Raw genomic sequence first — 19694 nt, 5'->3', positions numbered from 1 at the left:
TCATTAGGCGCGAGCTTCAGCCTGCCGTTCGACGCCACCCCGGCGCGCGTTAACTTTTATTTTTCGCAACGCGAGCACCCGTTTAGCCTGGCGGTGTCGCTGCTCGGCGGCGGCGGCTTCTTCGGCATTGGTATCTCGTCGGCGGGTGTAAATGAGATTGAGGCAGCGCTCGAGTTCGGCGCGATGGTCGCGCTCGATCTCGGCGTCGCGTCCGGCAGCGTCGAGATCAAGGCCGGCGTCTATTTCCATTGGCTCGAACCGACACCAGGCCAAGGCACGGTTGAGCTTGCCGGATATGTGCGCATTCACGGCGAGCTGTGCGTACTCGCACTCATTTCAGTGTCGCTGACTTTCAATTTGCAACTCGGCTACCAGAAAGCCGGCAATTCATCCATTGTATACGGCGAGGCGCAGCTCACCGTCGAGATTGACATCCTCATGTTCAGCACGTCCGTCTCGGTGCGTTGCAGGCGGGAATTTGCGGGCAGCGCCGGAGATCCGAAGTTCATCGACCAGGTCCCTAACGAACAGGTCTGGGCCGACTATTGCGACGCGTTCGCCGTGGAGGCGGTCTGATGGCCCAGCAATCGTTCGTTTTGACCGCGCTGCCGAATGGCTACAGCGACGATGGCAAGCAACTGCGGCTTTCGGTCTTTCTCTCTCCAAGGCTCGATTGCGAAAGTGACCCGAAGAGACTCGACAGCTTCGCCGACTGGCTCGACTGGCCGAATTCGCTGGCGAAGGGCAGCCTGAAGGTGTCGTACAACCACAAGAGTGTATCGGTGGCGATGGGCGGCGGCGGTTCAACCGACCGGCTGGACCCGACGCTAGGCATGCCCGATTCCGCGGTCTGGCGCGCACTCTTCCGTGCCGATCTAGGTGTCCGGAGCTACAGCTTCACGGACTACTCGAAGCACACCATCAAAACATTCGACGCGACCGATCTCGGAAATCGCGTGGCGTCGCTCTATGGCGACCTGGCCGCGAAGGCAGGCGACAACTTGCCGCCCGTCTCGGATTTCGTCGACAGCCGAGACTGGGGCGAATGGATGACGGCGGTATTCTTGCTGGATGAGATCGACGGGGACATTCCCGGCCCCGACTCGCGCGAATTGAACTTCGCGCTCCAGCAATTCAGTGACTTTCATACTCCCCTCGCCCCGGCTGCGCGCCGACAAGTGACGCGAACGGATGACCCGCGCATTAAGGCGGCGTGGAACGAATATGTCAGTCCGCCAATGCCGAAGCCCGATGAACTGGCGCAACAACTGGAGTTTCATCAGATTGTCGCGTCCATGGGCTCTTACCCGACCTTGCTGCGAAAGCTTGGTCTGGTTGTCGATCTGCTTCTCTCCAACGACTTCAAGGCGTCGAATGAAGCCGACCTGTCGGTGCAGCTCGTCTTTCCGAAGGGCGCCCTTGCCACACACGTCGCTGGCCATGCTGCGCCCGTCACGCGCACGCTTCTGAGCGCCAAGTCCTTCGAAGCCACGTCCGATCCGGGGGCGAAATATCTGGTGAAAGACGGGTTGCTCGATCTCGATGCGAAGCGCTTCACATTACTGCAAGCGGACATCGACAGTGCAGGACTGAAGGCGATGAATTTTGCCCGTTCGCTGCTGCGCCGCACGGATCTGGATGCGCGCGTTGATCCCGTCACCCGGCAGGAAGACGCGATCGGCGCGCCGGCACTGAGGACGGCCGGACTGATGCTCGTGGAACGCGAGCGCGGCGACTGGTTGTCGAGCCGTCTCGCTGCAAACAAGGACCGCAACGCTTCCCTCGAGAATCAGATAGGCGGTAGTAAGTCCGATCGGGTTCCTCTGCATGCCGAGGATCTGGTGCGCGGCTATCGCTTCGACATCTGGGATGCGACGACGGGTGCCTGGGCCTCACTGTGCCGCCGGACTGCGACCTATTCGCTAGGCGATGGCAAAGTGACCGTGCAGCCAGCGGCGGGCGAAGAGGAAAGCACCATCCGGCTCGCCGCCACGACACCACCCGACCCAGCGAGCACCACCAAGGTGCTCTCGCTGCACGAGGCCCTCATGACATGGCACGGCTGGAGTCTCGCGGCGCCGCTGCCCGGGCAGGCTATCCTGCCCGACGACGCAGTCGATCAGGCACCGGACGGTACCCAGGCGGACGTGCCGCCTGGTGTGCAGCTCACTTCGCGCTTTAAGGCGGTGAAGGCCTCACTGCCTCGGCTACGATTTGGCCGCCGCTACTGGATCAGGGCGCGCGCTGTTGATCTGGCCGGTAACTCATTGCCGTTCCGCACTGGTGACTTTGGCTCGGAGCAACCTGACGCGCACGCGCAGACGTATCTTCGCTTCGAGCCGGTGGCCGCGCCGGTGGTTGGACTGTTGTCGGACGGCGGCGCGGTCGAAGCGCCGGCGGAGGGCGAATCGATGAACTGCATGGCGATCCGCAGCTTCAATGACACACCCGCGGATAGTGACACGCCGTCCGCACAGCAAGCGCATCGGGCCGCGCTGCCGCCGCGCGTGAGCGCGCGCGACGTCGAGCATCACGGCATGCTCGATCACGCAGGCCGTGTCGATCCCTCTACGTTCACGATGCTCGCGCATGACAAGGATCGAGACGCGCAGGATCCCGATGCGGTGCTGCGCGAAGTTACGCTACCAATGCAGGGGCCGTTGGGCGGATCGCCCTCCGACACCACCTTCGCCGTGTACGAAGACGGGAGGGCGATGACCTATCTGCCTGATCCATATGCGGGCACCGTCGCGGTGCGCATATTCAGTCATCCGAACATCGCGGACGACGAGATCATCCTGGTCCCCTTCTACCCCGGTGGCGCGTGGCCCGAGGCACAACCTTTCGTCATCGAGGTCTTTGACGGCGGGGCGGCGAAACCGTGGTTCGATGCGGCCAGCCGGCGCCTGCGCGTGCCTCTTCCCAAGGGCGTGCGTGCACGCATCAGGCTGTCGTCGACGCTCGATGACGCGTCACTGGCAAATATGGGCATCTTCGGGTGGCTGAAGGCATTCGACCAGAACGCGCAGCGCACGCGGGCGCTTAACGGACAACACTGGATGCTCACGCCAGCACGAGAGTTGACGATCGTGCATGCTGTGCAGCGCCCCCTCGTGGCGCCCGACATTTCGCTCTTGCAGATCATGAAGCGCGATTTGGGCAGCACTTCCGTACGACCGATGATGCTCGTGAACTGCTCGCTCGCTACCACCGATCGCCTCGACCTGCTGGCCCGCTGGCATGAACCTTCGGACGATGGCGCGGCGCCGGGCGACCGTCAGCGCGACGACGTCGCATTCTCTGTGAAAATTACAGACAGTACGGACTACGCGAACGTCCAGGACGGTAACCCGGGCGGCGGACATCCCGAGCACAGCATTGCCGGAGCGGACCTCGTCGGCATCAACGCGCTTCTCAAGGGCATCCTGCCCAAGTCGCACGAATTTCACGACACTCGCTATCGGCGGATCGAATACGCGTTTGACGCGACGACCCGGTTTCGCGAATTCATGCCCGCCGCGATCCTGACGGGCCAGGACGACTCCGGCGCGACGGCGACCACCGACGAGCACATCAAGGTGAGCGGATCGAGCAGCGTGAGATGGATACCAAACTCGGCACCGCCTCCCGTTCCCTCGTATCTCTACGCAGTGCCGACCTTCGGCTGGCGCCGTGGAGAGGATACGGACGGCCACGCGGTCAGCGAACGACGCGGCGGCATCCGCGTGTATCTGGACCGGCCGTGGAACGTTTCTGGTTATGGCGAAATGCTCGCGGTGGTGCTGCCGCCCGCGGACTTCACGGGCGACCCCGAGAGCGAGCCGAACGGCCATCCTCTCAAGCGCTACGCGACCTTGTGGGGTAACGACCCGGTGTGGGATTCGGCGCTGGTTGCGGGCATTGGCCCGCGGCGGGGCGACTTCCCGCTCGCGCGCTTCGCGCCCGATGCAAGCGGCAAATGGCTGCCACCCGGCGCCCCGGCCACCGAGGCCGATCAGCGGCCGGGGACGTTCAAGGCGACGGGCTTCAATCCCCCGGGCGTGCCAGCCGGCACGCTCAAGCTCGAGGTCGCGCCACACGACGTCTTCTGGGATGCCGACCGGCAACTGTGGCATTGCGACATCGAGATTGCCGCGACAGGCTCCTACTTCCCGTTGATCCGTCTCGCGCTGGCGCGCTACCAGCCGATCTCGGCGGACGAGGCATGGCTGTCGGGAATCGTGCTGGCGGATTTTCTGGCGCTCGCGCCGGGCCGGTGGGTGGCCATCGCGGCGACAGAGCCACGCCAATGGCAGGTCACCGTGTCCGGTACCGGTTACGCGAGTTCGAGTGGATGGCAGGAGGCAAAGAGCGAGTCCGCCGCAGCCGACGTCGTGCCTGCAAAAACCAGCGTGATCGAGGTCTGGGTCGAGCGGCTGGAGCCCCGTCTCGGCGACGATTTTGGTTGGCAGTTGCTGACCGACGCCGTTGTCACGCCGGGCAAAGGCGAGGCGGCCCCCGGAGCACCCGCGCAGGTTCTATGGAATGGACAAGTGTCGATCCCGGCGAAGGTCACGTGCGGGCAGATCAGGCTCGTCGTCGCAGAATACGAGGAATACGTTGTCGATGGAGAAAATCCCTACGGCAAGGTGCCGACGCGCAAAGCGAGCCGCATCGTGTTCGTCGAGCATCATCCGCTTAAACTATGAGCCGTCCGAGATACCTTCGATCGAGCATTTCGAGGCGCAGACATGGATCAAGAAACATGGACTGAAGAGATGGTGCGTAACGACATTCGCCGGCTACGGAATGACCTCGCGCATCTACGCAATATAGCGATGCCGACGGTTGCCCCCGAGCAGGTCGTACCACGAGACTCACCGAGTTATAATCCGGATCTTCGAGGGGGCAATCCGACACAATTGCTACTCCGCCGGTCTCAGGCAAAGCCGTTCACGCAAGCGGACACGATCTCGCCCGGGGCAATGCCCACGCGACCATGGCGAGCACGAGTGTATTCACACGATGGCGGCAACTTTCGCGACGTTCGAAACAGCAACGTATTGATCTATTGGCCGCATGGCTTTGGAGATTGGATTCACCTCGCTGCTGTCCTGCCATTTCTCGAGACCTCCAATCGCTACTGGATCACCCGATACGGCGATGACAATGTTTCCATCTTTGATTCACACGAGTCGGTGACTCCCGTATATCTCGGGTTCAATTCGACTCAGTGCGACGACGGCGGAGACTTCCTAAACAAGCACTTCGGTATTCAATACGAGCATGTCAATGGAGGGGAACTAGAACTCCGATTGCCGATAGCACTGCATGATTGCTGCAAGCAGAACGATATCCGAACCGTGCTGTGGTCGTCGTATCCGGAAGTTTGGGGTGACGCGCCCTATCCCTTTCACACCAAAGCGAGGAACCTGTTACGTCTGTTAGCCCCGGAATCCCGATTGCGAGATTCCTCCTTGGACCAACGGCTGCCGAGTTCCATAAATTTCCGAGCATCGCCATGGCTCGTCCAATGGGTGGAGTCGCGACTTCAAAACGCCTTTGGTAACACCGGTGGCAGGCTTTGTATTGTTGGCCGCAATGGATACACCGCGGTTGGCAAAAATTGGGGGCATATGTGGCGCGAAGACCTTCCCCGCGAATGTGCGCGTGAAGGTGAAGAATGCAGAGATTTCATGCGTTTGATGCTTCGGAATGATCCTCGGTGGAATTTCTTGGTCATCGAAGACAGACTTTTCACTGGGGACGACACTGTCAGGTCGCGTGAGCTTCACGCCGTAAGTTATGCCGAAGTCTTCGGGATATCGGGCGCTTCATCTATCCCATTCGGCCTTATCCTGAAAGTGGTCCTGTCATTTGCAGAGCTTTTCATCGGAGTGCCGGCGGGCCCCTACCATCTCGCGATGGTGACCCCCGACCTTCCGGTCGTTGGTTTGTGGATCGAGCATCTTCCAAGCTGGTACGATGAGCCGAAGGATATTTCGATCCATGTCATCAGTCGCAACATCCAAGACAAACAACTTGATAAAAGGCCTGGTAGTTTCGCCTCGCGAGACAGGCTGAGTTATCGAACGATGGCGGTCGGCAGTCGAATCATTAGCGGTGAATGCGCGTTCGAGGCGGCGCAAGCATTGCTGTAGTCTGCGGAGACGCCATGGCTCGCAATCGCCGCCTCCTGTTTTGTATGCACGTCGCAGCATACAGCGTACGTCGATCAGTTTTTCCTGTACTTGCGCCGCAGAGCGGAATGCAGTCGTACAGTGTGTTGAAAGAACTCAGTACCGCGCTGTGCCCCCAAACCAGCCCGCTCAGGAAAGCGGAAAAGTTCGTACATCGCTCGATGCATTTGATAGGCGTTGTTGCGTTAATCAGGCGTAACGACAACATGACATCTGTGTTTTCGATCTCAGGCGATACTGACGGACTGCGGGCGTGCGAGGGCCACCAGGCGGTTGAAGACACCTGCACGAATCGATACTTCGGTTGCCTGAGAGCCGATCTCGCGCGCCCACAGGCAGGAGCCCGTAAGGATCTTGAGTCGGGACATCAGAGTCTCCGCCAGGAGCACCGGTGGTAGCCACTGGCCCGCTTCCATTCACGCCTGCTGCTTTTCGCGATTGCATCGATGGCGCCGGCGTGCCGGCTGGCCACGGCGTCGCGCCCTCTCGCGGCGGCACCGACGGGATAGCTCCGTGCGCCGCAATCCGCGCGCATGGCACGCCTTGGTATCGTAGGCGCCATCGCCACCGATGGTATCGATCATCACGTCAGCTGGAATCTGGTCGAGCAACTCGGGCAGAACCTCGCCATCACCTTCGTCCTGATGGGTCATCAGCGCGGCGCAGATCTGGCCTGTGTTCGCATCCATCGCCAGGTGCACCTTGCGCCACGTGCGACGTTTCGACCAGCCATGCTTGCGCACCTTCCACTCGCCTTCGCCGTAGACCTTCAGTCCGGTGCTGTCGATCACGAGATGCAAGGATTCATGGGGACGTCGCGCCGGCAGCGCGACCTTGAGGGTCTGCGCGCGACGGCTCAAGGTCGTGTAGTTCGGCACGGGCAAGCTGGGAAAGGCGAGCTTGCGCAAGCTCTGGGCGAAGCCTTGCAGTGCGCGCAGCGGCAGATGAAAGACTTGCTTGAGACTGAGGAGCATCTGGATCGCCCCATCACTGTAGACAGGCGGCCGGCCGCGCCTGGTCGGGCCAGCCTCGGATCCATGCGTCAGTATGCTTTGATCAATCCACATGGTCACGTCGGCTCTCGCAATCAAGCCCGTGTTGTATTCCCGCCAGTTCCTGACGCGGTACACCACTTTGGGTTCGCTGGCCTTGCGTTCGTCCTTGCGCATCTTCTGGGGGAAAATCGAGAATCTACGCAGTTCGATGCGAAGTTAACATCCTGGTCAACCCGAGCGTTGCACGTAAACGTCAGTCCAGCTGCGAACCGCCCGGATTTCTGCAACAACGCCCATCCGATACGGGGATTGTGTGAGAAGTCTGCGCCGTATACCAAACGACGCGACTACCCGCAGCCGCCAGTCCTCGTGCATGAACATACGAGGCCGCTCGTGCCCGCGCTCCCGCAAGTGTGTACCAGATGAGAGCGGAGCGCACACGATCTGCCGCGCAGCGTGAACCCTTGCTACGGTCGGCAATATGGCCCGCACATCAGAACTGCTCGCCGGCGCCGCGATCACCTGGTACATCAGGCACCGCGCATGGGGCTTTAGTCATCACACGGAGCGCATCGACCCACAAGTGCCGCCATCGCACCATTCGCGGACTTTGACAATCTTTGGGATCACACGCGGCCGATAAGCCCCTGTTTGTGGAAGTGCATAAATGCGAATGCTCGCGATAGGGGACCTGAACCCGGCTGCGCTTTAGTTATCCGCCGTGCGATGCGTACGCGGGCTCCGCTTGGGCGCGGGCCAGCGCATTCAGCCATTGGCCCGGATGCGACAGATACGACACCGCGCCGCCTTCGAAGTAAAGCTCGATGGCGCGAATCACATCGGATGCCTTGACCATGTCGAGACATCGCGGCAGGTGGCCGACGACATCGACGCAGAGATTATGCGGCAGGTCCTTCTCGTCGCCGTCGCCGAGCGGCGTGACGCGCGATCTCCAGCAGCCGCCGTCCGCGCAGCACTGCAACGCGCCTGCGCGATGGATGAATTGGTGCGTCGGGTACGCCTCCCAATGAGTGGGCTCCCTGCCGCCCGCGACGACCACGCACGGCCGCGATGGCGGCATGCCCGGCTTCGTTTCAATGGCCGCGGCGAGATGCATGTGCAAGGTCACCGGGCACAAGACGCCCTGCGCGTGATAGACGAGCCTGACCAGTTGTCGAAGATCGGTGCGCCCCCGCAGGTCGATGACGTTGCACAAGGACGGATGCTGGTGTCCTCCCTCGCCGACCTGCACGAACATGATGCGGCCGCGAAAATGATCGACCACCTGCTGGTAGCGGTCGCGGTCCCACCACTTCGCGGTGTAATCCGGCTTGCCGCCTGAAACGACTATCCAGAAAGATAACGCCTCGCCGACGATCTCCTCTACTTGCGAGTACCACCCCTTTTCTTGGTCAGACACGTGGATATCGCCATGGAAATAAGCCGGTCGGATGTCGAGTCCGAGCCTCGAGTTGAGAAACTGGCCGAAACCGTGGATGAAGTGATAGGGAAGCTGATTGCTACGGTGGATCAGGGGATACTCGCAATCGATCAGTTCGACATCTTGATCGTCCTCGTTGAGCGACGTGATCCAGGGATTGTTTTCCCACAGCGCTGGACATGGTGTGCGCGTGTCAGTCAGAAACTGGCCAGGATAGCAAAGATGCAGGTCACGCAGGGCGGCGGTTAGCATCACGATGTCGCCGGGAGACTGCATGTTGCGCAAGATCAGCTGACGCATAGGAAGTCCTCTCTAGCGATGCCGAGTCGTTTAGATGTGGGGAGTGTCGGAGCTGTGCGCCGGTTGAGGCGAGGCGTCAGTTCCTGCCACCGCCGATCGGGTCTTTTTTCGGTGATGACCATGCCTCATCTGCGCCCTCGGTCGATCGGCCGATCGATGAAATAGTATGCGTTGTTGCATCGAAATCAAGAAATACTTGATTGCCGTTCCCAACCGGTTTAACGGCACTACCCGCGCGGGCTTGAGTACCGCCACCTTTACGACGGTTTTGTCGCAATAAGGCAAAGGCAAGCTGCTATGCTGACATTGTGAATGCGAACGCTTTGATCGATGAAACAGAACCTGAATCCGGCCATAGCCAAGGTGCTCAAGCGCCTGCACTACCCGCTCGACGTGATTTTGATGTGCGTGCGGTGGTACGTGGCGTACTCGCTGAGCCTACGCAACCTCGAAGAGATGATGGCCGAGCGCGGAATCGAGGTCGATCATTCGAGCGTGCACCGCTGGATGATCAAGCTGGTGCCGCTGTTTGAAAAGGCGTTTCGCCGGTCGAAGCGTCCGGTGGGCAAGAGCTGGCGGATGGACGAGACCTACGTGAAGGTCAGGGGCCAATGGAAATTCCTGTACCGCGCCGTCGACAAGAAAGGCAACACGGTCGATTTCCTGCTGCGCGCCCATCGTGACAAGGCTGCTGCGCGCCGTTAGTTCGAGAAGGCGATCGACCAGAACGGCGAGCTCGAAACGATTACCGTCGATAAGAGCGGCGCCAATCTGGCCGCGCTCGAAGCGCTCAACGCCGACTGTGAGGCACCGATCAAGGTCCGGCAGAACAAATACCTGAACAACATCATCGAGCAGGACCACCGCGTCATCAAACGCATCATTCGGCCGATGATGGGTTTCAAGAATTTCCGGTGCGCACGCATCATCCTATCGGGCATCGATGTGATGCATATGATCCGGAAGGGCCAGATGAAAGACGACGATGTCGACCGCACGGTTGCCGCACAGTTCTATTCGCTTGTCATGTAAACGATCCTGATAATGCGGGCTCGTGCCCGCCATGCCATTCTTATCGCGACAGAACCAGCGAGCGTCCTTAGCGAGAGCGCCTCTGACATTTGAATTCAAGCTGGCCGGTCTGAGTTCGCTGATGCAGGAAGCTGACGTCGGGCTGCTCGATGCCAGCTCAGTCGGCAAGCCGCCACATTGCAGACGTAGAATCTGTGCCCCAGTGCCGGCTGACGCCGGCAACCTGGTGCCCGGGACACCGCGCAAATGACCCTTCCCCCCGCTGCGACCTGCCGTATCCCTCGCATTGCGTCGCAGTGCAGTGGTGTGCGGCCCCGCCTTCCGCGTTGCTCCAGCACTCATCCGCCGTGCCCAAAGGCGGCTACATGGAACGAGGCGGCCGGTTCGATTCACGGGCAGCCGCAAGCGTTCGCGAAAAAGTGCAACGCAGCGCGTCTGTAAAAAGTCGCGCACGCCATCGGACGCGCTGCGCACAGCTCGCCCGCCACAACCACAGATCACCGACGACGTCGCCCAGTGGTTCGCACCGCGAGCCGTGGGCGTGCTGCACGCCCACGGCATCCGCACGCTCGCCGATCTGACCGTGCGCATCCCGCGCCGCCGCCAGTGGTGGAAAGCGGTACCCGGCCTCGGCGCAGCCAGCGCCCGCGCCATCGAGGCGTTCTTCGCGGCATGGCCGGCCCTCACCGAAAAGGCTCGGGCGCTCATCATCGCGAGCCGCCGCGGCGAACTCGTGCCGTGGGAATCGCTGCAGGTCCCGCATGAAGTCGACGGCTCCCAGGGGACATTCCGCGCGCCGAAGGCCACCTGCGCGCTCGACGCCACCAACGACTACGAAGCAGTGCAGACCTGGCTTGCCCTGCACGAGTCGCCTGCCACGCAGCGCACCTACCGCAAGGAAGCCGAGCGCCTGATCCTGTGGGCAATCGTCGAGCGCGGCCGTGCGCTGTCCTCCCTCACGACCGAAGATGTGATCGCGTATCGCGCGTTCCTGCGCCACCCGTCGCCGCGCGCCCGCTGGGTGGGCCCGGTGCGTGCCCGCACGTCGCCCGACTGGCGACCATTCAACGGCAGCCTGTCGGCCCGTTCGGTCGCGCATGCACTGTCGATTGTGGGCGCCCTCTTCCGCTGGCTGATCGAGCAGCGCTATGTGCGCTCGCGAATCCGTTCGCCGGCGTGAAGGTGCGCGAGGCCTCCAGCGGCAACGTGCTGGATACGTGGCACGCGTTCAGCGAGGGCGAATGGGCGCTCGTGCGCACGATCGCCGATGGACTCGAGTGGTCGCATGGCTGGTCGGCCCCGGCCGCACAACGGCTGCGCTTCCTGCTCGACTTTGCGTACGCGACGGGCCTGCGTGCAAGCGAACTGGTCGGCGCCACGCTCGGGCACGTTGAGACCGATGCGCGCGGCGATCACTGGCTGCGCGTGACGGGTAAAGGAAAGAAGCTGGCGCGCGTCGCGCTGCCGCCACTCGCGTGGGACGCCCTCGCGCATTATCTCGCCGGACGAGAGTTGCCAATCGCGCCGGTGCGCTGGCGCCCGGAAACGCCGGTCATCGGCAGCCTCGAGACAGACAGTGAGGCAGCGATCAGCAGCTCGCGGCTCTGGGGTGTACTCAGGCGCTTCTTCCGGCTCGCCGCACAGGCTATCGAAGCCGATCATCCACCGCTGGCAGAGAAACTGCGTCGCGCAAGTCCCCACTGGATGCGCCACACCCACGCGACGCATGCGCTAGGGCGCGGCGCAGAGCTGACGACCGTACGGGACAACCTGCGGCACGCTTCGGTGTCGACGACGTCGATCTACCTGCATAGCGATGAGGTGAAGCGGGCACGACAGATCGGGGAGGCTTTTGCCAGTGACAGACGCCGGTAGTCAGGACGCAACCGGCGTTGGAAACCAATGGCTTCCACCCAGTCCGAAGCGGCGCGCTATGACGTCCTACTCGTCAACTTCGCCCGCACCTGAAATGCATAACCTGTGCAAAAATCATCGTGACCTGATCAGAAGCGCCGTCCTTGCCACCTATGGAAACCGTCGAACTTGAGCCGCAGGTGCTCGCCAATCGCCGCGGCGTGGCATTTTCTCTCGTCGTCCAGAACCGCCCGGTCGAATGCGTGATCACGATCACGGCGCTGGAAGCGTATTTCTGGCTCGAGCCACGCGCTGGCGACGCCCGCATCCTCAAAACCTTCCGCGATGGCTACGGCCGCATCCGCGCGATCGCCGAACGGAAGCTGCTCGCCCATCCCGCAGCACGACTAGAGCTGACGCCGGCAGATTTCTCGCGCCGCTGAGACACCGGTTTTTGTCTGTGGTGCATCCTTCAGCCACACTCCAGAATCCACTCCGACAGGGCGCATGCAACCAGTCTGCAGTCTGTTGAGCGACGTGTGCGTGGCTCGCAAGCGAAGGCGTCTTGATGGAAGCGTACCGGCCGGTGCCAATCAACCGCATCCCGCCGCGACGGCCACCCGGCCACCTCTTGTCAGCTGGTTTTTTTCGGGCAAAGCTCCCCGACGGAGATAGCGGGCGGTTCGGGCCGTTAGTTGCGCCTTCGAACGGAAGGCATTGAACTAGCGATCGTGGCGATATGCTCGCAGCGTCCCAACACTTCACACATGGCGGCCGACGCACCGGAAGCAAGGAGACCTGCAATGGTGACGCATCACCGGACGACGTTCTCCCGTACATTCGCGCAGACGGTCCGATGCGCGAAATCTCCGACGTCTGATACAGACACCGTGCGCGCCGATATCTGCGATGGCCTCCTGGCGGCACAGCCGGGCGCCCGAGTGCGATAGTCTGGCGCATGTCAGATCAACAGGCGCCCTCCCCTCCATCGTCACAAGTATCGTTCACATTCAAGGACGGCTGTGGGGGCACTACGGTCATCGAACCCCTGGTCTGAAGGAGCAGATCTCGGCCGAAGCCGACATTCGGGCTTCGGCCTTCGTGAGACAGCTTCATGCTTCTTTCCTGTCGTTCGACGCGTCGCGCCTGCGAACGTCGGGTTCCCTGTCAACGGCTGCGTACTCTCGTTAAGGGTTGTCCAGCGCCTGCCCACATACGTGCTTGTGCACGCATGACGCAGCAGACAAGGGCATGCGCCGGACGCCCCGTAACGAGAAGACTCTTTCGACTCTCTCGTGAGCGGTCATTGGTTGCACCTCGATTGGCGTCGATGTCGAACGGACAGATTGACCGACTCTGATATAAGGTTGAAAGTGCTGAAACTAATACCGTTCCTCTACAGCTGTTTTTGGAAGAAACCATAAAACTTCCGCTTGGAAGCTTTATGGTGGAACAAACTCCGCAAGTTGTAAAACGCACGAGTGCAATCGATGCGCCCCCGAATAGTTAGCTATAGTTATCCCGTAGCAATCGATTAAATTTCACGATATCTGCTATATACCCGGACGGTCCCTCATAGAAGGGGAAATGACCTCCCGTTCGAAATTCAGTCCACTGGACTACGTTGTGGCTCCTTTCGACGAATTCACGTGGTGGGATAGGAGAGATCGGGTCAGGATAACGCGCTACGGCGACCGGTACGTCGATACGTTGGTCTTGACGCAGGAAATCGTCTGAGCGCGCAGTACCGGCGTAGATCCATGTGGACGTATCGAACGTGCCAGTCATCTGGTAGATCATGATTTCGGTGAGCAGTTCGTCAAGCGTGAAGACCTGCTCGAAAGGCCTTTCGCGAAGGTCCGACCAACCGTGGAACTTGTCGAGCATCCACGCGGCGGTTCCGACGGGGCTGTCCATCATTCCAAAGGCGAGCGCTTGCGGTCGGGTCCCCTGCTGGAAGGCATACCCGTATTTTTTTGTGAAGGTCGCCTTTTCCTCCGCGACGAAACGACGTACCGCCTCCGTTTCGACGCCACCGGTGTTGCCGCTGCCGCGCAACGCACTTTCGGGCCGCACGCTGATGATGCTGGTGTGTATGCCCTGGACATGCCCGGGATAGTCCAGTCCCATCCATTCTGCAATATGACCACCCCAGTCGCCACCTGCCGCGATGTAGCGCGGATAGCCGAGCACCTCGGTCATCAACTTGTCCATCAGCGATCCCATCTCTCGACACGGCAGCGGGGCGAGCGGCTTGGCTGAAAATCCAAATCCCGGCAAGGACGGGCACACGACGTTGAAGGCTTGTTCCGGATCGCCGCCGAATTGCTCCGGATGAGCAAGCTGCTCGACGATGGCAAGGAAACTCGCGAAGCTGTATGGCCAACCGTGCATGAGAAGCAACGTCCGTGCATTGGGAACCGATGCCTTCACATGGAGAAAATGGAGCAGATGGCCGTGAACACTGGCGTGGAATTGCTCGAAGCGGTTAATCCGTCGCTCCTGGGCGCGCCAGTCGAAGTCGCTCACCCAATAAGCAACGAGCCGCCGAACAAACGCTTCGTCCGGCCCCAGTTCCCACCTGCTGCTGGTAGCGGCCGACGGCCATCGTGTTTCATCCAGTCGGCGCCTCAGTGCGTCCAATTCCTGCTGAGGGATAGCTACCTCAAATCGCTGCATTTCGTTTCTACCTCCGATGATGCTTCGCGAACTTGCGGACGCCGCGCCATTCGCAGCGGGTGGATTCCGTGCCCGCTGTGGCTCAAGCGCCCAGGAACTCGAGGACTTTGCGGCGATGAGCGCTGCGGAGCCCACCATGACGAACCTTCGACGTGAACAATTGACAGGCATGGGTCGAGTAGCCTCCGCGCTGGCGCAAGGTATCAGTAGTATTGAATATGCATGCCGCCATCGATCTCTATTGATGCGCCAGTCATGAAGGGCAAATCTCCAGAGGCCATCGTTGCCACCGCCCGACCGACGTCGTCCGGCATGCCCCAGCGGTTGAAAGGGGTAAAGCCCGCGGCGAGCAGCTTTTCGAAGCGTTCATGCGCGACCCCGCTCATCGGCGTCTTGATGAGGCCAGGACGCACCTCATACACCGCGATTCCGTGTTCTGCGAGCCTGAGGGCATAGAGCTTGGCCATCATCGCAACGGCTGCTTTGGACATCGCGTACTCACCGCGCTCCGGTGCTGCGATCGCAGCATTCGACGAGGAGATGAAAATGATTGAGCGTGCGCTCTCTACGCCTTTCGGTTCTTCTACAATCATGCGGCGGCACACCGCCTGAGTGAGAAAGAACGCGCCGCGAGTATTGACTCCAAAGTTCAGGTCGTAACTCTCTGGAGAGACGTCCAGCAGATCGCCACGCGAGAGCACCGAAACGCCTGCGTTGTTGACTAGCACATTGATGCGACCGAACGCGTCAAACGCCGCTGCCACGAAGCGAGGATGATCGGCAAGGTCGGAGAGGTCACCTTTGACGAATGCGAGTCGCGCCGTAGCGGGTACTTCTGAACGCAGCGCGCTCACACGCGCCTCGTCGATCAGGCGGTCGGCAACTACGATGTCGAAGCCGCGATTCGCGAGCGCAATCGTGATGCCACCGCCGATGCCGCCCATTCCCCCTGTTACAAGCGCCACGCGAGGATGCGAGGTTGATGTGTTCATGAGTCTGATCCTATAAAAACCGTATGGATTTCATGGCTGACAGCCTGCTCGGCGACGTCATACCAAGCACTTCGCCCACCTGGCGTCGCTTCACTCAATTGCCGTGGAATTTATCGCGTCATCAATCGATTTCTGGCGCGCTTGCGAATATTCGTGCCTGTCGATGGGTGTCGCATTGGGGTCGCCTAGCGCATGCATCGGAATACGATACGTTTCTCGTGCGCTCCACGCGGCAAGTGCCGCGATGATGGTCACGCCAAACGTGAGCGCCCCAATAGTAAGTGGGATATTCGTCGCGCCCGGGGGCGCAACGGCGGCGAAGAGCGCGGGAAGCAGAGCCGTGATGGCTACCCCGAGGTTCTGACCGATCGCCATAGCCGATACCCGAAAACGCACCGGGAAGAGTTCTGGCATGAAGCTGGGGAATACAGCGTTGTAGCCTTGATAGACAATCCCCCACATAAGAATAGAGAGGGCAATGGCTACCGGTACGTTCCGGACGCTGATGGCATAGAGATAAGCGAACGATAAGAGGCCGGAACTGAGCGAGCCGAAGACGATCGGCAATCGGCGCCCGATCTTGTCTGACAGATTGCCAACGAATGGAATGACTACTGCCGCCACGCAATTGCCGATTACCGGAATCCAAAGAAAGATGCTCTCGTGCATACCGATGCCATAGGACGGCTGGACCGCATATGCCGCGCCGAAAATCGTCGTGACTACTGCAATTACATTGGTGAGGGATATGCCGGCAACACGGATCATATCCTTCCATCCAAGCCTTAACGCTTCCACAATCGGCGACATCGGGATTGCCCCGCGGTCCTCTTCCCGGGCGAAAACGGGTGACTCGTCGACCCCTCGTCGAATCAGGTATCCCGCCAGCAGGACGAACGCGCTAAGAAGAAAGGGGATCCGCCACCCCCACGAGATAAAAGAATTTTCGCGCATGAAATACGCAAGCGGCAGAAACACGGCAGCCGCAGAAAGCTGACCAACCTGTACGCCCTGCAGGGCGAAACTTGCATAGAAACCGCGGCGGCCAAATGGCGCATGCTCCAATATCATCGAACTGGAGCCCGATATCTCTCCCGCAACGGCGAAGCCCTGGACGAGACGCAAGACCACCAGAAGTGTTGGGGCTAGTACGCCGACCTGTTGATACGTCGGCAAAAGGCCGACGGCCATTGTCGATAGGCCTGTGAAAAGCAGGCAAATAAGCAGTACGTTTTTGCGGCCGTGGATGTCGCCCCACCGGCCCAGAAAAAAGGCGCCGATCGGCCTCGCTATGTATCCCACCCCATAGGTAGCGAGTGAGGCCACAATCGCGATTTTAGGATTGCCTGCAGGAAAGAACAGCTGCGGAAAGATAAGCGACGCGGCCTGAGCATAAATAAAGAAGTCGTAGTATTCCAGCGCCGAACCGATCCAGCCGCTCGCGGTTGCTTTCTTCGTTTGACGAGCGCCTCCCGATCGTCGAGCTTCGTTGCTTACCAATATGGTACCCATAATGTTGTCTCCGTAGCATCGATTCGCAGGCTTGCTGGATCTGAGCACATCGTTACGAGAAGAAGCGCAGCAGTCTCTCTGCGGTTTCAACGGGCGCTTCTTCCGGCAGAAAATGCCCACACCGGATGGCGTAACCCTCGACGACCTTCGCCCAGCGGCGCCATCTTTCCAATGGCGAATTTGCCGCCGGCGTTTCTTGCCCCCAAAGAACGAGGACAGGCGCCTCAATGGTCCGGACGCCAAGGTCCGATTCATCCAGTTCGCGGTCAAAGGTCCATGCCGCCCGATAGTCTTCGCACATGGCGTGTATGGCAGCAGGGTCGCCGTTCGTCTTCAGATAGTCGGCGACGTTCGACGGATCGAACCGAAAGCCTTTGGATGCATGTGCGCGCAACATGGTCTCGATGTAGAGGCTCGGATCGTTGCCGATCATGCGCTCCGGAAACGGCTCGTCGAGTGCCTGGAACGCCCAGTGCCAGAAGCGCAGGGCCGAATGCCGGTCGAATGCCTCCATTGCATCACTCGTCGGTACGATATCCAGCACGGCAAGACGGTCGATACGGTCTGGATGGTCCAACGCGAGACGATAAGCGACACGCCCTCCGCGATCGTGTCCGGCCACGCTGAAGCGCCCGAATCCGAGAGCGTCCATCGTCGCTATCTGGTCTAGCGCCAACTCGCGCTTCGAGTAGGCCGAGTGATCGCCACCGCCGCGGGGTTTGTCACTTCGGCCGTAGCCGCGAAGGTCGGGTACGACCACCGTGAAATGTTCCGCCAGCACCGGCGCAACTGCGCTCCAGCAGACCCGTGTCTGTGGCGCGCCGTGCAATAAGAGAAGTGGCGGGCCTGAACCTCCAACGAGTGAATCGATCGTGACACCGTGACCGGGAACCCGGAGTGATTCGAATCCTTGGATGTGACCTGTTTCCATATAACCTCATCGCTGATCTCATCGAACTGCACGGTTCAAATGCGTCGAGCGGTCGAATGCCCAACCCATAGATCTCATTGTGAACTAGTTCACCTAACGGAACAACAATTTTTTGGCGTTTGCACCCCGGAAAGAGGCGGCACGCGCACCGCCCGCCTTCTTGACATTTACCCGACGCGAGATACCATGTTCCCCTATATGAACAAGGACCCGATAACCATGCGCGCGAACGAAGTCGAGACGGCGAGTACCGTGAAGTCGGCTGACCGTACCCTCGACCTGCTTGAACTGTTGGCCCAGTGGGGCCGTGAGATGTCGCACGCGGAAATAGCCGAGGCGCTCGACATTCCAAAGAGCAGCTTGACGAAGCTGATTCGCAATCTCACGGACCGTGGCTACTTGCGCTTCGTGGCCGAGACCAAAGGCTACCGGCTCGGCGACGCTATTCTCAAGCTCGCACAACAGTCGAACCAGGTGCGCAGCCTGATCGCCTGCGCAGAACCCGTTTTGCGCGATATCACGCAGCAGACCGCGGAATCGTGTGCGCTCAACCAATTGAAGGGCGATCAGGTTGAAGTCGTCGCCACGGTCACCAGCCAGCAGCGCTTGCAATCGCACATGCGGCTCGGCGATCTGGCGCCGCTCTATGCCGTGTCCGGCGGCAAGGTGATACTTGCATATCTTCCTGACGTGATGCGCGAAGAATACATGCGCTCGGTCACCTTCGAGCGCTTCACGAAGAACACGATCTCCACCAGGAAAGCCTTGCTCGCCACGCTTGAAGACGTGCGCAGGAATGGCTTCGCGCGTTCCATGGAAGAGTACACGCCGGGCATCGTGGGTGTCGGTGTACCCATCTTGTCGGCGAGCGGCTTTCCGCTCGGCTCGTTGAATCTCGCGATTCCGGCCGTGCGTTATTCGAAAGAGGTCGACGAACGGGCAATCGCAATTCTCACGACATCGGCGGCACGGATCCAGCGTCAGTACTTTGCGGAGTGACGCGCTCAGGCGAGAAAGCGTTGCATTCTTTCCATGATCGTGCGGGCCTGCTGATTGAATGGCTGGCCGCGCAATTCCCGGGTCGGTGCTTCGACTGCAAGCGTCAGATCCACGGGCAGTTTCGCCAATAGTTCGCGCAAGGGTAGCTCGCCTTCGCCCGGCAGCAGGCGCGCGGTGCGCGCTTCCGTTCGCCGCTCGTCCACCGAAGCAGGCGAAGCGCGCGGACCGTCGCATATCTGAATGTATTCGATGAGGCGCGCTTGAACGTTACCAATATCTTTCACACTGGCGCCGGAGCGAAACACTTGCAGCGTGTCTATCAGGATGCGCGCGTTCGGCTGACGGCTTGCACTGATCAGCGAAAGCGCGTCGTCTAGCGTGCCGACAGGACAATAAGTGATCAGTTCGAGGCCGACGGTCATCTCGAAGCATGCGGCGGCTTCGCACAGTGCGCTGAAGTTGTCGATGAGGCGAGTTCGATCGTCGTCGTAGCCCACGGCCAACACATGCTTCGCGCCAAGGCGATGCCCAGCCTCCAGCGCCGGCAACAAGTCTTCGATACGCGTGCTGGCTTGTAACCAGATCGCCTCGATATCGAGCAGTCGCACACCGGTTGCATCCATTCGCGCTGCGAGTTCCCGCATGAGAACGTCATTGTGTGCCACGTCGACGATGGTATCCGCCACGGTCGGCGCGACGACGCGCAATCCGTAGTAGTCGAATCCGCCGGCATGCGCGGCGTCGACGAGCTGCAGCGGGTGTGCGTCGAGCATGGTCAGG

At 60.6% G+C, this 19694-nt stretch carries 12 protein-coding genes and 3 pseudogenes; 7 read left to right on the top strand and 8 right to left on the bottom strand.

Annotated features, from left to right (window positions below):
* The 3 genes and pseudogenes from AB3X96_RS35525 to AB3X96_RS35515 all read left to right on the top strand — a co-directional run.
* Positions 1-576, top strand: a pseudogene (locus AB3X96_RS35525) (hypothetical protein); the annotation flags it as partial.
* Positions 577-596: 20 nt separating this feature from the next.
* On the top strand, positions 597-4688 hold the full coding sequence (locus AB3X96_RS35520) for a hypothetical protein (protein ID WP_368593379.1): 4092 nt from the start codon (positions 597-599) through the stop codon (positions 4686-4688).
* 303 nt (positions 4689-4991) lie between these two features.
* The gene (locus AB3X96_RS35515) at positions 4992-6140 is read left to right on the top strand and encodes a hypothetical protein (protein ID WP_368593378.1); all 1149 of its coding nucleotides are present in this window, start codon (positions 4992-4994) and stop codon (positions 6138-6140) included.
* 266 nt (positions 6141-6406) lie between these two features.
* Here AB3X96_RS35515 and AB3X96_RS35510 read toward each other — a convergent pair whose 3' ends face one another.
* From AB3X96_RS35510 to AB3X96_RS35500, 3 genes are all read right to left on the bottom strand, one after another.
* On the bottom strand, positions 6407-6547 hold the full coding sequence (locus AB3X96_RS35510; RefSeq protein WP_368593377.1) for a hypothetical protein: 141 nt from the start codon (positions 6545-6547) through the stop codon (positions 6407-6409).
* 48 nt (positions 6548-6595) lie between these two features.
* Positions 6596-7348 carry an IS5 family transposase gene (locus AB3X96_RS35505; RefSeq protein ID WP_368593376.1) on the bottom strand — a complete coding sequence of 251 codons (753 nt, stop codon included), beginning with the start codon at positions 7346-7348 and terminating at the stop codon, positions 6596-6598.
* Between the two features lie 538 nt (positions 7349-7886).
* On the bottom strand, positions 7887-8915 hold the full coding sequence (locus AB3X96_RS35500) for a glycosyltransferase family 9 protein (protein WP_368593375.1): 1029 nt from the start codon (positions 8913-8915) through the stop codon (positions 7887-7889).
* A 330-nt stretch (positions 8916-9245) separates the two neighbouring features.
* Here AB3X96_RS35500 and AB3X96_RS35495 point away from each other — a divergent pair.
* From AB3X96_RS35495 to AB3X96_RS35485, 3 genes and pseudogenes are all read left to right on the top strand, one after another.
* Positions 9246-9947 (top strand): annotated as a pseudogene (locus AB3X96_RS35495) (IS6 family transposase).
* Between the two features lie 484 nt (positions 9948-10431).
* Positions 10432-11822 (top strand): annotated as a pseudogene (locus tag AB3X96_RS35490) (phage integrase family protein); the annotation flags it as partial.
* 152 nt (positions 11823-11974) lie between these two features.
* Positions 11975-12244: a DUF1488 family protein gene (locus AB3X96_RS35485; protein WP_368593374.1), complete on the top strand. Its 270-nt coding sequence runs from the start codon at positions 11975-11977 to the stop codon at positions 12242-12244.
* Positions 12245-13307: 1063 nt separating this feature from the next.
* On the opposite strand, the gene AB3X96_RS35480 is transcribed toward AB3X96_RS35485, so the two are convergent.
* From AB3X96_RS35480 to AB3X96_RS35465, 4 genes are all read right to left on the bottom strand, one after another.
* Positions 13308-14480: an epoxide hydrolase family protein gene (locus AB3X96_RS35480; protein ID WP_368593373.1), complete on the bottom strand. Its 1173-nt coding sequence runs from the start codon at positions 14478-14480 to the stop codon at positions 13308-13310.
* Positions 14481-14683: 203 nt separating this feature from the next.
* A complete protein-coding gene (locus AB3X96_RS35475; protein WP_368593372.1) occupies positions 14684-15472 on the bottom strand; it encodes a 3-ketoacyl-ACP reductase in 789 nt (262 codons plus the stop codon).
* Positions 15473-15562: 90 nt separating this feature from the next.
* A complete protein-coding gene (locus tag AB3X96_RS35470) occupies positions 15563-16984 on the bottom strand; it encodes an MFS transporter (protein WP_368593371.1) in 1422 nt (473 codons plus the stop codon).
* Positions 16985-17036: 52 nt separating this feature from the next.
* Positions 17037-17915 carry an alpha/beta fold hydrolase gene (locus AB3X96_RS35465; protein WP_368593370.1) on the bottom strand — a complete coding sequence of 293 codons (879 nt, stop codon included), beginning with the start codon at positions 17913-17915 and terminating at the stop codon, positions 17037-17039.
* Between the two features lie 39 nt (positions 17916-17954).
* On the opposite strand from AB3X96_RS35465, the gene AB3X96_RS35460 reads away from it, so the two are divergent.
* Positions 17955-18914 (top strand): IclR family transcriptional regulator, encoded by a 960-nt coding sequence (locus AB3X96_RS35460; RefSeq protein ID WP_368593369.1) that lies wholly within the window; start codon positions 17955-17957, stop codon positions 18912-18914.
* 5 nt (positions 18915-18919) lie between these two features.
* On the opposite strand, the gene AB3X96_RS35455 is transcribed toward AB3X96_RS35460, so the two are convergent.
* On the bottom strand, positions 18920-19687 hold the full coding sequence (locus tag AB3X96_RS35455) for a sugar phosphate isomerase/epimerase family protein (RefSeq protein ID WP_368593381.1): 768 nt from the start codon (positions 19685-19687) through the stop codon (positions 18920-18922).
* Positions 19688-19694 lie beyond the last annotated feature (7 nt).

Source organism: Paraburkholderia sp. BR13439 (assembly GCF_040948805.1).
Lineage (GTDB): Bacteria > Pseudomonadota > Gammaproteobacteria > Burkholderiales > Burkholderiaceae > Paraburkholderia > Paraburkholderia youngii.
The sequence above is the reverse complement of the archived record's forward strand: the minus strand, read 5'-3'. Positions and strand labels throughout refer to the sequence as shown.

Bases quoted from the DNA above. Each gene is read 5' to 3' on its own strand.
- AB3X96_RS35485 (WP_368593374.1), top strand. From the start codon at position 11,975: ATGGAAACCGTCGAACTTGAGCCGCAGGTGCTCGCCAATCGCCGCGGC.
- AB3X96_RS35465 (WP_368593370.1), bottom strand. From the start codon at position 17,915: ATGGAAACAGGTCACATCCAAGGATTCGAATCACTCCGGGTTCCCGGT.
- AB3X96_RS35480 (WP_368593373.1), bottom strand. From the start codon at position 14,480: ATGCAGCGATTTGAGGTAGCTATCCCTCAGCAGGAATTGGACGCACTG.
- AB3X96_RS35455 (WP_368593381.1), bottom strand. From the start codon at position 19,687: ATGCTCGACGCACACCCGCTGCAGCTCGTCGACGCCGCGCATGCCGGC.
- AB3X96_RS35510 (WP_368593377.1), bottom strand. From the start codon at position 6,547: ATGTCCCGACTCAAGATCCTTACGGGCTCCTGCCTGTGGGCGCGCGAG.
- AB3X96_RS35500 (WP_368593375.1), bottom strand. From the start codon at position 8,915: ATGCGTCAGCTGATCTTGCGCAACATGCAGTCTCCCGGCGACATCGTG.
- AB3X96_RS35475 (WP_368593372.1), bottom strand. From the start codon at position 15,472: ATGAACACATCAACCTCGCATCCTCGCGTGGCGCTTGTAACAGGGGGA.
- AB3X96_RS35460 (WP_368593369.1), top strand. From the start codon at position 17,955: ATGCGTCGAGCGGTCGAATGCCCAACCCATAGATCTCATTGTGAACTA.
- AB3X96_RS35505 (WP_368593376.1), bottom strand. From the start codon at position 7,348: ATGCGCAAGGACGAACGCAAGGCCAGCGAACCCAAAGTGGTGTACCGC.
- AB3X96_RS35470 (WP_368593371.1), bottom strand. From the start codon at position 16,984: ATGGGTACCATATTGGTAAGCAACGAAGCTCGACGATCGGGAGGCGCT.